Below are 14,841 nucleotides of genomic sequence, written 5' to 3'. Positions count from 1 at the left end.
TATGGGATTTTTAAAAGAATTTAAAGAATTTGCTGTAAAAGGCAATGTAATGGACCTAGCAGTAGGGGTTATCATTGGGGGAGCATTTGGTAAAATCGTTACAAGTATCGTAAATGATGTTATTATGCCCTTAGTGTCTGCAATCATTGGTACACCAGACTTTACCAATATGTATGTAGTTTTAAAAGGAGATGCTCCAGATGGCGCACCTTTAGCTGCAGCAAGAGGAGTAGATGGTAACGTTATCTTTGCATACGGTAGTTTCATTACAGAGGTAATCAACTTTACGTTATTGGCATTCTGTGTATTCTTAATGGTAAAAGGAATTAACCAATTGAGAAAGAAAGAAGAGGCTGCAGTTGCACCAGAGCCAGCAGGACCACCAGCACCAACGCAAGAGGACTTATTGGCAGAGATCAGAGATTTGTTGAAAAATCAAGGAAAATAAACGATTATAATTTAATCAAAGAAAAAAGGAGATTGGAACTAACCAATCTCCTTTTTTTATGCGCTTTATTAAAGTAGATTTTAAAGATGTTTTTCATCTTGTTTTTAATTTAGTTAAAGTTTTATTTAGCAGAAATTAAGATGATGCAATAATTGGGGGTGTATTGTTAACTTTGATAGGTTGTTTTGTTGCTATTGTTTGATTATTTTGCTTTTGTTAACATCTGTTTTTATGGTTTGTATATTCTTTTAAGATTTTGTTTTTCGTTATATTATACTGTATCTTCCCGCATAGAATTAGACTTTAAGGGGTGTCTTTGTAATTGTTTGTAAAACAATGCGATACATTTTTTAACTTTTTCGTATTGTAAAAAAATAACATAAAATTAGCAAATGTCGATTTTTTGTTATTTGTTTGTTAAACAATTTAAAATTAATAAAACATGAGGAAAATTGTACTTCATTTCTTCTTTGTTATAGCAGCCTTGCTAATGGTAAATGAGGGGTTTGCGCAAAGCAGAAAGGTTACAGGACGCGTTTCTGATGGGGATGGGTATCCTCTTCCAGGAGCGAGTGTGTTGATTAAAGGTACCCAAGAAGGTGTTGGTACTGACTTAGATGGTAATTTCTCCATTAACGTAAAAGATGATAATGCTGTTTTAGTGTTTTCATTTGTTATGATGAATTCTGTGGAGAAAAAAGTCGGAAAAGCCAGCGTTATAAACGTAGTCTTAAAAGAAGATAGTACGTTAGACGAGATTAACATCGTTACAACAGGTTACGAGTCTGTGAACAAAAGAACGTTTACAGGGGCAGTTAGTAGAATTTCTGAAAAAGAATTAAAAGTAGATGGTGTTCCTGACGTGAGTAGAATGATCGAAGGGAAAGCAGCTGGGGTAACAGTACAAAACGTTACTGGTACATTTGGTGCTGCACCGAAAATCACAGTTCGTGGTTCTTCTTCTATTTTTGGTGATACAAAACCGTTATGGGTTATTGATGGTATGGTTCAAGAAGAAATTATCAACGTTTCTTTCGAGGATTTAGCTTCAGGTAACGCTTCAACTATGTTAAGTTCTGCTGTTGCAGGGTTAAACGCGAATGACGTGTTGAGTATTGAGATTTTGAAAGATGCTGCTGCTACTTCTATTTATGGTGCTCGCGCGATGAATGGGGTGGTTGTAATTACTACTAAATCAGGTAGAAAAAATACGCCTTTAACGGTGAGCTATAATATGGAGAACACAGTTCGTGAAGTGCCAACTTATGGGACATACGATATTTTGAACTCTCAAGCTTCAATGGGTATCCTATTAGAAATGGAGGAAAAAGGATTGTTAACTGATCCTACAATTTCTCAAGGTAGATATGGTGGTATCTATAATTTATGGTTTAAAGAAATTTGGGCATACGATCCAAAAGGTGGTATGGATGGTAAAGGTGGTTATAACCAATTCAATACTGATGAGGGGAAATATGACTTCTTACGTCAATACGAATATGCAAATACAGATTGGTTTAAACATTTATTTAGACCGTCAATTATGCAAAATCACTCATTGAGTTTCAGTGGAGGTAGTGAAAATGCAACTTACTATGCGTCAGTTGGATATATGAAAGATCCAGGATGGACTGTAGCAGATCAAGTACAGCGTATTACAGCTAACTTGAAGACTACGTTCTATTTCAATGACAGAATGAATTTAGGATTGTCAACTATTTTCTCTAGTAGAAAGCAAGATGCTCCAGGAAGTTTCGACCGTCAAGCGGATCCTGTTGGAGGTTCTGTTTCTCGTGACTTTGATATTAACCCGTTTAACTACGCGTTAAATACTTCAAGAGCGTTACGTCCTTATGATAATGAAGGTAATTATGAGTATTACAGACAAAACTGGGCACCATTTAACGTGTTAGATGAGTTGAATAATAACTCATTAAATTTAGATGTAAAAGATATTAAATTACAAGCTGATTTCGAATATAAGTTAATGGATGGATTGAAATTCAACTCTTCAGCATCATTACGTTATGTGATTTCAGATCGTGACCACGATATTAAAGAATCTTCAAACGTTGTTCGCGCATTTAGAGCTGACGAAACAATGATTGTAAAACAACAAAATATCTATTTATACCAAGATCCAGCTAACTTAGATGCTGAGAAAGAAGTGGTATTGAAAGATGGTGGTATTTGGTACAGATTCCAAAATAAAATGTCTGCAATCAACTGGAGAAACTCTTTCTCTTATGATAATATCTTTGGAAAAACTGGACAACATGAAATCAACGCTTTCGCAGGAGCTGAGATTAGAGTAATCGACCGTGATTACAATTCAAATGATACATATGGTGTGATGTTTGATAAAGGATACTTAGGGAATCCAAACTACAAATTATACCGTAAGTTATTTGCAGAAGGAGATGCATTATATAGCAGAGGATTTGATAAAGATCGTAATGCTGGTTTCTTCGGAAGAGTAAACTATACATATGATGGAAGATATACAGCTTCATTAACAGGTCGTTATGATGCTTCAAACCAACAAGGTGAATCAGGTGCAATGTGGTTGCCTACTTGGACAGCTTCAGGAAAATGGAATATTATTCAAGAAAAATGGATGTTAGACCAAAAAGTGTTTTCTGATTTGAGCTTAAGAGGTTCGTACGGTTTAACTGCAACTGCAGGACCTGCATCGAATTCATCAGCTGTGTTTAAAAATGCATTGACTGTATCTCGTTTTGATCCAGAATCACGTGAAGTAGGAATGAACATCGTTAACCTTAAAAATGCTGATTTAACTTGGGAAAAGCAATATGAAGCTAACCTTGGTGTTGATATGGGATTCTTAGGTGGAAGAATTTACTTAGTAGCTGATGTTTATCAACGTAAAGCATTCGACTTAGTGGATCGTATCAGAACTTCAGGTATTGGAGGAGAAGTTTCTAAATGGGGGAACAACGCGGATATGACAACAAAAGGGGTTGAGTTAAGTTTGACAACAAGAAATGTTGTTAGTGAATCATTCAAATGGACTTCTAACTTAAACTTCTCTTACTATAACCAAGAAATTACAAAATTAGCATATGAGCCTAGTGCTTTTGACTTAATCAGTAATATTGGAGGTAACGTAGTTGGAAATGCTCGTAACTCATTATATTCTTACCAATTTACAGGTCTAAATGGAGAAGGTTTACCAACTTTCGTTATGGCTGATGGTGAAACGGATAACGTTGGAGGAGCTAACTTCCAAGATACACAAAATGTAGTTGGATACTTAAAATATGAAGGATCTGTTGAACCAAATAAAACGATTGGTTTCAACAATACATTCCAGTACGAAAACTGGTCGTTAGATGTAATGACTGTAGCTGCTTGGGGTAACGTGGTTCGTTTAGATCCAAGTTTCACTTCAGAGTATAATGATACGCAAATCTTCACAAAAGCAATGAACAACCGTTGGGTGATTGCTGGTGATGAGAACACAACAAATGTGCCTATTATTGCTTCTGCAGATATGATTGCAAAATATGGACGTAGTTTAGATAGAGCTTACAATGCTTATAACTATTCAGATCAACGTATTGCTAAAGGTGATTTCATCCGTATCAAGAATATTACTTTAGGATATGAATTCCCTGAGTTATTCAAGAAACAAATTGGTGTATCATCATTTGGATTGAAAATGTCAGTTACAAACCCATTCTTGTTGTACTCTGATAAGAAGTTAAATGGACAAGATCCTGAGTTCTTTAGAACGGGTGGAGTTGCTATGCCTGTGACTAGACAGTATACGTTAACATTGAACTTATCAATTTAATTTAAGAAACATGAGATATTTAAAATATATAACAGGTATCGTTGCGGGGATTGCTCTAGTAGGTTGTTCTAGTTTCCTGGAGGAAAACCCAGATGAAAGAACGAGGTTAGACAGTGCTGAGAAAATCAAAGAATTACTAGTGTTTGCTTATCCAAGTGCAAATAATTTCTACGCATTAGAGGCAATGACTGATAACTTTGGAGATTCTAAGCGTACCCAAAATACTTACGTGGATAATACAGCATACTATTCATGGAAAGATGAAAAACAGGAGGGAATAGACTCTCCTGCAGAGTACTGGGAAAGTGCTTATAATGCGATTGCACAAGCTAACCAAGCATTACAAGCTATTGAAGGAATTACGACTAGTAAAGAAAATCGCGATGGAATCAGAGGAGAAGCTTTATTAGCTCGTGCTTATGCACATTGGATGTTAGCTATGACTTTCTGTGAGGCATATGATCCAAATACTGCGGATTCAAAATTAGGTATTCCTTATGTAAATGAAGTAGAAGAAGATTTAATTAAAGAATACTCTCGTGGTACTTTAGCTGAGTTTTATGCTAAGTTAGAAGCCGACATCGAAGAAGGAGTAAAATTAGCACCAGGAAGTAATTTCTTTAAAGTGCCATCGTTTCACTTTACAAGAGAAGCTGGTTATGCTTTAGCAGCTCGTTTTTTCGCTTTTAAAGGTGACTGGGATAAAGTATTAGAATACACTAATTTCTTAGGAGATAATCCAACTTCATTAAGAGATTATGATGAATTAAGTAAAATGACTTGGGATCAACAAGCACAGTTTTTTGGAAGTGGTGATGCTGCTGCGAACTTGTTGGCTGCTGGTACGAGAAGTACATTAGATCGTTTGTATCCAAGAATTAGATTTGGTTATACTGAACCAATTTATCAAGCTACTGTTGGTAGTGCAAGATTTAATCCATTTGGAAAACAGTATTCATATGTTGTATTACAAGCAAGTCAGGATGTGAACTTCTATACTAGATTCTATGAGTATTTCGTTTACTCTAATCAATCAGCAGGTATTGGTCAACCTTATGTGAACGTTCCGTTATTAACAACTGATGAAGCATATTTGTATCGTATTGAAGCAACTATCATGAAAGGTGAATTCGATAAAGCGGCATTAATGATGGGGTATTTTGCTAAATTCAGAACAAGAGGTGGTGGAAATGAAGGTACAGTAAGATTAAATACACTACTTGCTAATGCTGGAGATGCAAGTGCTTATCAACCATTCTATAATATAGATGAAACACAACGTAAGTTGATGAAGTATGTTTCTGAAATGAGACGTCTTGAATTTATGCATTTAGGAAATAGATGGTACGACATCAAACGTTTTAATTTAGAAGTTGAACATAGTTTCATAGTAGAAGGTACGAAAGATGTTCTAACTAAGAATGACCCACGTAAGGCAGTTCAATTACCTCAATCAGCTCTTGGAGCAGGTTTAACACCAAATCCTAGATAATTATGAAAAATACATATGTAAGAATTTTAAGTTTATTTGCTTTTGGTTTTGTACTATTTAGTTGTAATAACGATGATAAGTTAGATAACCAAAGTTATTTGCCAGAAGGACCTCAAACGTCTGAAAGCGAAGTGGACGCATATTTGTATAAGACATTTACAGAGCCATATAATATGCGTGTTCATTATAAATGGGACCGTAATATCTATGGGTCAACTACAGATAATACAAGAAACCTTAACCCACCACGTAAAGAAAATGTAATTCCAGCTTTCGAAATGGTTAATCACGTTTGGTTAAAAACGTATGACTCGGTTGCTGGAAAAGAGTTTGTGAAAGACTTAAGACCTATGAGTTTATTAGCAGCTGGAGGATATGCGTTCAACGAAAATGGAACACGTACACTTGGACTTGCTTCTGGTGGAGTACAAATTACATTGTATGAAGTAGATTACTTACGTACAAATGTTGAATCTGCAAAAGAGTTTATCCATACTATTCAACACGAGTATATCCATATCATTAACCAAAAAGAGGAGTTTAATCAACCTAATTTTGGTAAAATGAACTTAGGAGATTATACACCAAGCTGGTATCAGTTGGAAACTACATTAGATCCAAGAAGACCAAATAAAAAATTACAACAGAATGGTGAAGATTGGAATATTAATGCATACGGTAATGTCTTAGGATTTGTTACAGGATATTCACGTTCAAATATTATTGAAGATTTCGCAGAAGTGGCTTCATATTATTTAACTACTAAACCTGAAGATGTTACTAAAATGTTAGATCAAGTACGTAGCTATGAGAACATGACTCAAGCAGAACGCGATAGATATGGTTTAACTGTGGATATTTATAAACCAGGAGGAGTACAAAAGATCTTGTATAAATACGAATTAGTTAAGGAATATTTTTGGAGTAAGTTCAAAATTGATTTCGAAGAGTTAGTACGTGTTGCAAATTTAAATGCTGCAAGCTCTCCAATGTTAAACGGAGGATTGACTAATACAATTACTTTTGAAAAAAAGACTTATAAGACAAGTTTTGTAACGGAAGAGGTAGTTAGACACTGTCAGTTGCATGCAGATGCAGAATTGCAGTTAAAATAAAGATTGAATTATGAAGAATATAAAAAGATATTTAAAAATAGTTGGAGGTTCACTTGTTGTTTTAATTGCTGCAAGTGGTACGCTAACTTCTTGTCAAAATAATGACAATGATATTTATGATCAGGATCCAATCATTAGACTTAGAGAAGCAAAAGCTAAACTAAAAAATCATTTGACAACTGAAAGTGATAACGGTTGGATTGCAACATTTAGACCTGATGGAGGTGTTATGTTGGGAGAATTTAATTTATGGTTCGACTTTGAAGATGATTTTTCAGTGAATATTAAATCTGATTTTGATCTTGGGGATTTAAATGCTCAAAAATCAGAATTCAATTTCACTATGTTGCGTACTTTTGCGTTGAGTTTTCCATTACATAATAAAGTTCATGATTTTACTCAAGGATTTTATTTAGATATTGATGGTAAAGAATCATTATATAATAATCGTAGTGATATTGAATTTATGTTTAGTGATTACTTAGCAAATGGTGATGTTGAAACTGTTGGTTTCATGACAAATCAAAAAGTTGTTTTTCGCAAAGCAACAGCAGAAGAAAAAGCATTTAGATTTGATGATCAATGGGCTGTATATAATAAGTTAGAAACAATGAGAAACGTTACGTTGATCCAAGATGGTAGATCAAAACGTTTGAACTTTGAACCTATGCCTGGTATGCGCGCCGCTTATATCGGTAAGATTGTTTCTCAAAATGGTCAAAAAAGTATTGACGAAGTTTTAACCGATACTGGTGCAGTTACGTTTGCTGCTAATTTAGAAACAGATGAAGTTATATTGAAACCTGCTTTAGAATTAGAAAACGGATTGACAATTGATAAATTAATCTGGATCGGTTCAGCTTATTATGGGGAAGCAGATGAGAACAACTCAATCTTGATTCGTCCTTAATACATTGAAAGCTTGTACTTAGTACGACTTAATATACAAAGCCCTCGTTTCATAACGAGGGCTTTTATTTTTACGTCGTTTTTTAAGTATCATATGCATGTTATATAAAATTTGTTTGCTGCCATTTTCCTATTTGTTTCAAACAAATTGTATTTTTGTAATTCACTTAGTCAGTATAGTTATACTGACTTTTTTAGTTATGGCAGTAGTAAAAGAAATTATAGTAGATTCGGGAACACTTTATGTTTGGCATATTACCGAATCCTTAGAGGAATTAAGAGCATCACTTCAATTAAGTGCCATCAGCCAAGAACGTTTGACTAAGATGAAGTCCGAGAATCATCAAAAGGCTTTTTTAGCTGTTCGTCAAGTTTTACGTCAATTAAATATTGCTGATGTGGACTTGTGCTATGATACAAATGGTAAACCAAGTTTATGTACAAGGAAACATATTTCGATTTCTCATTCATTTGATTATGCGATAGTCGCTATTAGTGAAAAAAATATTGGAGTTGACGTCGAATTGATTCGCGATAAAATTATCCGTTTGAGTGGTAAATTTTGTAATGAAAAAGAATTAGCCTTGGCACCAGTTTCTTTAGAAGATAAAAAAGAGTATTTAACGGAGATTTGGTCTGTGAAAGAGGCGTTGTTTAAAATGTGCAATTCGCGCAGTCTGAGTTTCGCTCAAGATATGGATGTCGATGTTAAACAGAAACAAGCGAAGATTAGTCAAGGTGATTTTAAAATTAATATGCACTATCAAACTTTTCGCATAGAAGATTACGTATTTGTTGTTAGTTATTAAAATAGTAAATGAAAATTGAGTCAATTTTCGTAAATTGCTCGAAAATTTTAGATATGGAAGATAATCAACCTATTTATGCTGTTGCACATGAATCGGATACGGTTAAAGCACAGTTTTACAGAAGAACCTATGGTAATTTAGCTTTAGGTGTACTTGCATTTATTGTATTTGAAACCATTTTATTGAATACACCTTTCGTAGTAAATGGGATGTTTCAATTATTGGGTATGGGTAAATTCTCTTGGTTAATCATCTTAGGTGCCTTTATGGGAATTACTTGGTTTGCTCAAAACTTGACTTATAAAACTGCAAATAAACCACAACAATATGCTGGGTTTATGTTGTATGTGTTGGCAGAAGCCTTTTTGTTCGTTCCTATTTTAGTTGTTGCATTAAGCATGACTGGAGATTCATCGTTGATCGTTCAAGCAGGTGTATTGACACTAGCTTTATTTTTAGGATTAACAGGTGTTGTATTTGGATCGAATGCAAACTTTTCATTCATGCGTTCTATTCTAACGATTGGATTTTTCTTAGCTTTAGGAACTATTGTTGCGGGAATGTTGTTTGGTTTTGATCTAGGCTTATGGTTTTCTTTAGCCATGGTAGCTTTGGCATCGGGTTCAATCTTATATTCAACTTGGCAAATTAAAAATGAATATGCAGCAGATCAATATGTGCCTGCAGCGTTGAGTTTGTTTGCGTCATTAATGCTATTGTTCTGGTATATCCTGAGAATCTTAATGAGTAGAAACAATTAATCGAAGTAAAAGATACAGTAAAGCCATACGATTCGTATGGCTTTTTTTATAAGCTAAATGTATGATTGAGTTTTTCTTTGGAGCCTATCGCGAAACAAGCTGGCTCAATATTGGATTAGAAAGTATCGTTTTTGTTTTTGGTATCCTCAGTGTGTGGTATGCTGGCAAAGAAAATATTCTCGTCTACCCTACAGGTTTAATAGCAACGGTAATTACAGTCTATTTGCTTTATTTAGCCGGTTATTTGGGCGATATGATACTCAATGGATACTATTCTTGTATGAGCATTTATGGTTGGTATAATTGGTCTAGAATGAAGGCAGGGGAACAAGTCGTACAAATTAGTCGAACGAATGCCAAAGAAAAGAGAATAGGAGTAGCAGTTTTTGTACTTACGATTGTAATTGTATATGCAGTATACCGCCTGACGGATACGCCAATAGCTCCAGAGAATTATATCGATATTTTGACTTCGGGTGTGTTCTTTTTAGGAATGTACTATATGGCTTTGAAGAAGATCGAAAATTGGACCATGTGGTTGATTGGAAATATCATTTCTGTTCCGTTATATGCTTATCGAGGATTGGGAATTTTAGCTATCCAGTTTATAATTTTTACTATATTGGTTATCCAAGCGTATATTGCTTGGTATAAAATTTTAAAAAAAGAAGAAGTGACTCATGGATAGACAAGAATTAATTAGAGAATTAAATTTTAAAGCAGTGCGCAGTGGTGGAGCAGGAGGACAACATGTCAATAAAGTTTCTTCTAAAGTAGTTTTGTTTTGGAATCTAGCAGATTCAACTGTCTTTAATGAAGAAGAAAAAAGTAGATTATCAAAGAAACTGAGCAATTATATTTCAAAAGAGGGATTGTTTATCTTGAGTGCCGAAGAAACAAGAAGCCAGATTAAGAATAAAGAATTGGTCATTCAAAAGTTAATCGCTTTACTTAAGGTGGCGCTCACACAACAAAAGATTCGAAAAGAAACGAAAGTTCCCAAAAGTGTCATTCGCAAAAATCAGGAAAACAAGAAGAAATTATCCATGAAAAAAGAATTGAGAAAGCGAATTATATAACATACAGATAATGTAAAGGTGACTCTTGTGTAATGTAGTTGTTTTATCATTGATAAACTATTTATGTTATACTATGATTCCTAAAAAGATTCATTTGTGTTGGTTTGGAAAAGGAGTCTACCCTTTAAAAATGATGCAATGTTTAGCTTCTATTGCAAAGTATTTACCCGACTATGAAGTAATCATTTGGACCGAAGATAATTTTGATATCGCGAAGTATCGATTTGCCCAAGAAGCTTATCAAGAAAAAAAGTATGCTTTCGTTTCTGATGTTTGTCGAATACATGTATTAAATGAACATGGAGGGATATATCTAGATACGGACGTTGAAATTATCAAAAGTTTTGATTCTTTTTTATCGCATCAATTCTTTTGCGGTTTTGAATCAGATTGTTTGTTAAGTACTGCAGTTATTGGAAGTGTAAAGCAACATATTATATTAAAAAGGATATTGGCTTTTTATCAAAACAAGTCCTTTTATCGCAAGCACTTGTATAAAAAATACTATACTACACCTAATACGATTACAATCACCAAGGATTTTTTGTTACATGGGTTGAAATTAACGAATCAAGAACAACACCTTGAAGTTTGTAAAGCCGTAGTCTATCCTCAATCCTTTTTTAGCCCGAAGAACTGTGATACAGGTGAATATAGTATTTGCTCTGATACACATGCAATTCACCATTTTACTGGTTCATGGCAACAAGGAAAAAACAGAAAAGATTGGATCAATCGTTTGTTTTATTCTTAATAATACTGACTATATTTGCAGTTCAAATCTCAAAGGGGTGCCAAACAGGCTGAGATCATACCCGTAGAACCTGGGCAGGTAATGCTGCCAAGGGAATATAGTGCAAGGAATGTCTTGCATGGGAACGTGTAATTATTAATCAAACAATAATTGCCCCTTTTATTTGTGAAAGTATTTTTACGAATGAAAAAAGTAACCGTAAATTCATTATTTATTCTTGGTTTATGTTTAAGTGCAGCCATACCTGGGTTCGCACAACATCAAACAGTACAAGATTCAATCCAAAAGACAGCCTTGAATGAAATCGTTTTATCGGCTGTTCGCGTGGATGGAAAATCGCCCATTGCCTATGAAAATTTGTCCAAAGCCGCATTGGCTAAACGCAATTTAGGACAGGATATTCCTGTGCTAATGGGACAGATGACTTCTGTAGTCACAACAACTGATGCCGGAAATGGAATCGGTTATTCGAGTTTCCGTGTGCGTGGTTCTGATGCCACACGTGTGAATGTAACTTTAAATGGAATTCCGTATAACGATGGTGAATCACAAGGATCATTTTGGGTGAATATGCCCGATTTTGGTTCTTCGGTGCAAAACTTGCAACTACAGCGAGGCGTTGGAACATCAACCAATGGTTCCGCTGCTTTTGGTGCTAGTTTAAATTTAAAAACGGATGACTATTCGCAAGAAGCCAGCGGAGAAATAGCCAATTCATTTGGAAGCTATAATACCCGCAAGTCAACGGTGAAGTTCAGCACTGGATTAATAAACGATAAATTTGAAATCGCGGGTCGTTTGTCGGATATCCATTCGGATGGGTATATTGATCGCGCCTCTTCGGATTTAAGATCGTACTTCTTGCAAGGGGTATACGTTGGTAATACATCGTTGATCAAAGCATTAGTCTTTGGTGGAAAACAAAAGACCTATCAAGCATGGAATGGCGTATCACAAGAGGAAATAGATGAACATGGGCGTCGTTATAATCCATCAGGAAAATATAAAGACGATGAAGGAAATACACAGTTCTACAACAACGAAACGGATAATTATAAACAAGATCACTACCAATTACATTGGAGTGAACGATGGTCCGATTTGTGGAGCTCGAATGTATCGTTGCACTATACGAAAGGATATGGGTATTATGAGAATTACAAAAAGAACCAAAAAGTCAAAGAATATGGTTTAGATGCTGTTTTTGTCAATGGGGAAGAAGTGAATCGAACAGATTTGATTCGTCGCAAAGCATTGGATAATCACTTCTATGGAATGGTATTTAACGTTAACTATAAAGCAGACGCAGTTACCGTTGTTGTTGGTGGTGGGGCGAATAAGTATGAAGGCGATCACTTTGGTACTATCTTATGGGCGAAACAACCGGTGAATTTTGATTACAAACAAGAGTATTATCGCGATCATGCTGTGAAGACTGATGTAAATTTCTTTGCAAAAGCAACTTGGCAATTGGCAGAACAATGGAGTCTATATGGGGATATGCAATACCGTAGAGTAACGTATGAAGCCAATGGAGAAGAGACAGGACTAGTGAATGTGAAATTTAATTTCTTGAATCCAAAAGCGGGAATTACTTTCCAGGCCAATGAGGAAAACCAGTTCTATTTCTCTTATGCAAGAGCCAATAAAGAACCCAATCGTACGGATTACAAAGAACGTCAGCTTAATCAAATGCCAAAGGCAGAAAAATTAGATGATTTTGAATTGGGATGGAGAATGCAAACAGAACGCGCGCGCCTGAATGTAAATGCCTTCTATATGAAATATAAGGATCAATTGGTCTTAACAGGGCAATTGAATGATGTGGGAGCATCAGTACGTGAAAATATCAAAGATAGTTACCGTTTAGGAATTGAAATTGACGCTCAGGTTAGACTATTGGAAAAATGGTACTGGAACCCAAGTGTGACGGTAAGCACCAATAAAAATAAAAACTTGTCTTACCTATGGGAAGGAGAAATGCAATATTTTGGAACAAAGTCTATTGCTTTCTCTCCAGATTTCATCGCTTCGAATGCGATAACTTATACCCCATTGGAGGGAATGAGTGTTTCCTTACTAACGAAATTTGTTGGGGAACAGTATATGTCTAATATAGAGGCAAAAAACTCGAAACTCGATTCTTATTTTGTCAATGACTTGAGTTTGAACTATGAGTTTCCTGTAAAGAAATGGTTTAGAAGTATTGGAGTATCCGTTTTAGCAAATAATATTTTTGATGTAAAATACGTATCGAATGGATATTATTGGTCGGATTTCGATGGTACTCAGGCCATTGATGGTGCAGGGTATTATCCTCAAGCAACCTTTAATATTTTAGCAGGTTTAACGCTGAAGTTTTAATATACAAAAAGGATGGTCCTAGATCATCCTTTTTTTTGTTATCGCTTTAATTTATTACGTTAATAGAGTAAGTATTGGTTTTAACATTAGGTGTAGGATTGCTGTATACCTTGTTAATTAGTTTAAATTAAATGATTTGTCGGTTAATTTTTGTTAAATTTCCTGTAACCAATAAATTATTTTAATTATGAGAAAATTAGTAGTAACACTAGGTTTATTAATAGCCTTTAGTGTACCAACATTCGCTACTACAAATGATGGCGATCGACAAATTCCAGGTCCATCAACGGGAGAAAAAAAATATCCTTATCGACTTGAGGTATGGAGAGAAATCAAAGGACATAATGGGCAACCAAGTCAACTTCAGTTTATACATTCAGAAGGGGGGAGTGCTACGCTAGCAGTTATTAATGCAAGAACAGCAGATTTAATGAGAATGTATCCTGCTCCTACTTATCAGGTATATAATTCCGTGCCTATCCCATGGGAGCCACCTGTTGTAATAGAACCATGGAATCCAGGGCCGATTGTAGTAGAACCATGGAATCCAGGGCCGATTGTTGTACAACCGTGGGATCCAAATGAACCTATTAAAAAACATATGTAGAAAGCAAACACCTAATCATGTAACTACATTGGTAAAATGAAAAAAAGGATGATCTTTAGTAAGGGTCATCCTTTTTTGTTTTATTGGTGATTTATAAGGGCTGTTTGTAAGTGGAGCAACTAAGGTGAATAATTATTTAATTTTTATTTAACAAGAGGTATATTTTCACTATGTATTATGTTAATGAGTTAAAATGAACTAAAAACATAACTATAATTTGCTAAATTACATCAACCAATTAAATTATTAATTATGAGAAAATTTCTAGTAGCACTCGGTTTAGTCATGGCTTTTAGTGCACCTACATTTGCCTCAACAAATGATGGCGACAGACAAATTCCCGGGCCAATAACAGGGGCAAAAAAATATCCATACGAAATACAGGTTTGGAGAACAATAAAAGGGGATCGCAATGCTCCAGATCAGATTCAAATTGTCTATAGAACCACAGGGGTGGCTACAATGACCGTTATTAATTCGATAATATCCGATTTACAGCGTAGATACATTGGTTATAGAGTGTCAAATGTCTTGCCAGTACCCTATGAACCAGATGAACCGATTGTAATAGAACCATGGAATCCAGATGGGCCAATTGTTGTTCAACCGTGGGATCCAAATGAACCAATTAAATGGACTCCTAAAAGACCAGAAGGATCTGTTGAATTTCAAAGAGCTGAATAAAC

General features: G+C 35.0%; 13 protein-coding genes. All 13 read left to right on the top strand.

From position 1 onward, the window contains the following. Window position 1 precedes the first annotated feature (1 nt). The 13 genes from mscL (at window position 2) to ACUTSE_RS12070 (ending at window position 14,839) form a co-directional block, all read left to right on the top strand. Window positions 2–448: a large conductance mechanosensitive channel protein MscL gene (gene mscL, locus ACUTSE_RS12130; RefSeq protein ID WP_002987855.1), complete on the top strand. Its 447-nt coding sequence runs from the start codon at window positions 2–4 to the stop codon at window positions 446–448. A gap of 442 nt (window positions 449–890) precedes the next feature. Beyond that, complete coding sequence (locus ACUTSE_RS12125) at window positions 891–4,265, top strand: SusC/RagA family TonB-linked outer membrane protein (RefSeq protein ID WP_445640408.1); 3,375 nt, start codon at window positions 891–893, stop codon at window positions 4,263–4,265. 10 nt (window positions 4,266–4,275) lie between these two features. Next, the gene (locus tag ACUTSE_RS12120) at window positions 4,276–5,757 is read left to right on the top strand and encodes a RagB/SusD family nutrient uptake outer membrane protein (RefSeq protein WP_445640407.1); all 1,482 of its coding nucleotides are present in this window, start codon (window positions 4,276–4,278) and stop codon (window positions 5,755–5,757) included. Between the two features lie 2 nt (window positions 5,758–5,759). After that, a complete protein-coding gene (locus ACUTSE_RS12115) occupies window positions 5,760–6,872 on the top strand; it encodes a putative zinc-binding metallopeptidase (RefSeq protein ID WP_445640406.1) in 1,113 nt (370 codons plus the stop codon). A gap of 10 nt (window positions 6,873–6,882) precedes the next feature. Then, window positions 6,883–7,782, top strand: a complete 900-nt coding sequence (locus ACUTSE_RS12110; RefSeq protein ID WP_445640405.1) for a DUF4302 domain-containing protein — start codon at window positions 6,883–6,885, stop codon at window positions 7,780–7,782. Window positions 7,783–7,981: 199 nt separating this feature from the next. Further along, window positions 7,982–8,590, top strand: a complete 609-nt coding sequence (locus tag ACUTSE_RS12105) for a 4'-phosphopantetheinyl transferase family protein (RefSeq protein ID WP_445640404.1) — start codon at window positions 7,982–7,984, stop codon at window positions 8,588–8,590. 53 nt (window positions 8,591–8,643) lie between these two features. After that, a complete protein-coding gene (locus ACUTSE_RS12100) occupies window positions 8,644–9,351 on the top strand; it encodes a Bax inhibitor-1/YccA family protein (protein WP_050899482.1) in 708 nt (235 codons plus the stop codon). 61 nt (window positions 9,352–9,412) lie between these two features. Continuing rightward, window positions 9,413–10,039 carry a nicotinamide riboside transporter PnuC gene (gene pnuC, locus ACUTSE_RS12095; RefSeq protein WP_445640403.1) on the top strand — a complete coding sequence of 209 codons (627 nt, stop codon included), beginning with the start codon at window positions 9,413–9,415 and terminating at the stop codon, window positions 10,037–10,039. Continuing rightward, complete coding sequence (gene arfB, locus ACUTSE_RS12090; RefSeq protein WP_445640402.1) at window positions 10,032–10,430, top strand: alternative ribosome rescue aminoacyl-tRNA hydrolase ArfB; 399 nt, start codon at window positions 10,032–10,034, stop codon at window positions 10,428–10,430. Before pnuC ends, arfB begins: the two co-directional genes overlap by 8 nt. Before the next feature lie 73 nt (window positions 10,431–10,503). Next, window positions 10,504–11,184, top strand: a complete 681-nt coding sequence (locus ACUTSE_RS12085; protein ID WP_445640401.1) for a glycosyltransferase family 32 protein — start codon at window positions 10,504–10,506, stop codon at window positions 11,182–11,184. Window positions 11,185–11,367: 183 nt separating this feature from the next. Continuing rightward, entirely contained in the window at window positions 11,368–13,548 is a 2,181-nt protein-coding gene (locus tag ACUTSE_RS12080) for a TonB-dependent receptor (protein ID WP_445640400.1), read from the top strand. A gap of 187 nt (window positions 13,549–13,735) precedes the next feature. Further along, window positions 13,736–14,155: a hypothetical protein gene (locus ACUTSE_RS12075; protein ID WP_445640399.1), complete on the top strand. Its 420-nt coding sequence runs from the start codon at window positions 13,736–13,738 to the stop codon at window positions 14,153–14,155. A gap of 252 nt (window positions 14,156–14,407) precedes the next feature. Further along, window positions 14,408–14,839 carry a hypothetical protein gene (locus ACUTSE_RS12070; RefSeq protein WP_445640398.1) on the top strand — a complete coding sequence of 144 codons (432 nt, stop codon included), beginning with the start codon at window positions 14,408–14,410 and terminating at the stop codon, window positions 14,837–14,839. Window positions 14,840–14,841 lie beyond the last annotated feature (2 nt).

Source organism: Myroides sp. TSA_177.3 (genome assembly GCF_052691955.1).
This window is presented reverse-complemented; position numbering and strand designations above follow the sequence as displayed.

What these genes read in the sequence shown, in the direction of transcription:
- mscL (WP_002987855.1), top strand. Translation starts at nt 2, where the DNA reads ATGGGATTTTTAAAAGAATTTAAAGAATTTGCTGTAAAAGGCAATGTA.
- ACUTSE_RS12125 (WP_445640408.1), top strand. Translation starts at nt 891, where the DNA reads ATGAGGAAAATTGTACTTCATTTCTTCTTTGTTATAGCAGCCTTGCTA.
- ACUTSE_RS12120 (WP_445640407.1), top strand. Translation starts at nt 4,276, where the DNA reads ATGAGATATTTAAAATATATAACAGGTATCGTTGCGGGGATTGCTCTA.
- ACUTSE_RS12115 (WP_445640406.1), top strand. Translation starts at nt 5,760, where the DNA reads ATGAAAAATACATATGTAAGAATTTTAAGTTTATTTGCTTTTGGTTTT.
- ACUTSE_RS12110 (WP_445640405.1), top strand. Translation starts at nt 6,883, where the DNA reads ATGAAGAATATAAAAAGATATTTAAAAATAGTTGGAGGTTCACTTGTT.
- ACUTSE_RS12105 (WP_445640404.1), top strand. Translation starts at nt 7,982, where the DNA reads ATGGCAGTAGTAAAAGAAATTATAGTAGATTCGGGAACACTTTATGTT.
- ACUTSE_RS12100 (WP_050899482.1), top strand. Translation starts at nt 8,644, where the DNA reads ATGGAAGATAATCAACCTATTTATGCTGTTGCACATGAATCGGATACG.
- pnuC (WP_445640403.1), top strand. Translation starts at nt 9,413, where the DNA reads ATGATTGAGTTTTTCTTTGGAGCCTATCGCGAAACAAGCTGGCTCAAT.
- arfB (WP_445640402.1), top strand. Translation starts at nt 10,032, where the DNA reads ATGGATAGACAAGAATTAATTAGAGAATTAAATTTTAAAGCAGTGCGC.
- ACUTSE_RS12085 (WP_445640401.1), top strand. Translation starts at nt 10,504, where the DNA reads ATGATTCCTAAAAAGATTCATTTGTGTTGGTTTGGAAAAGGAGTCTAC.
- ACUTSE_RS12080 (WP_445640400.1), top strand. Translation starts at nt 11,368, where the DNA reads ATGAAAAAAGTAACCGTAAATTCATTATTTATTCTTGGTTTATGTTTA.
- ACUTSE_RS12075 (WP_445640399.1), top strand. Translation starts at nt 13,736, where the DNA reads ATGAGAAAATTAGTAGTAACACTAGGTTTATTAATAGCCTTTAGTGTA.
- ACUTSE_RS12070 (WP_445640398.1), top strand. Translation starts at nt 14,408, where the DNA reads ATGAGAAAATTTCTAGTAGCACTCGGTTTAGTCATGGCTTTTAGTGCA.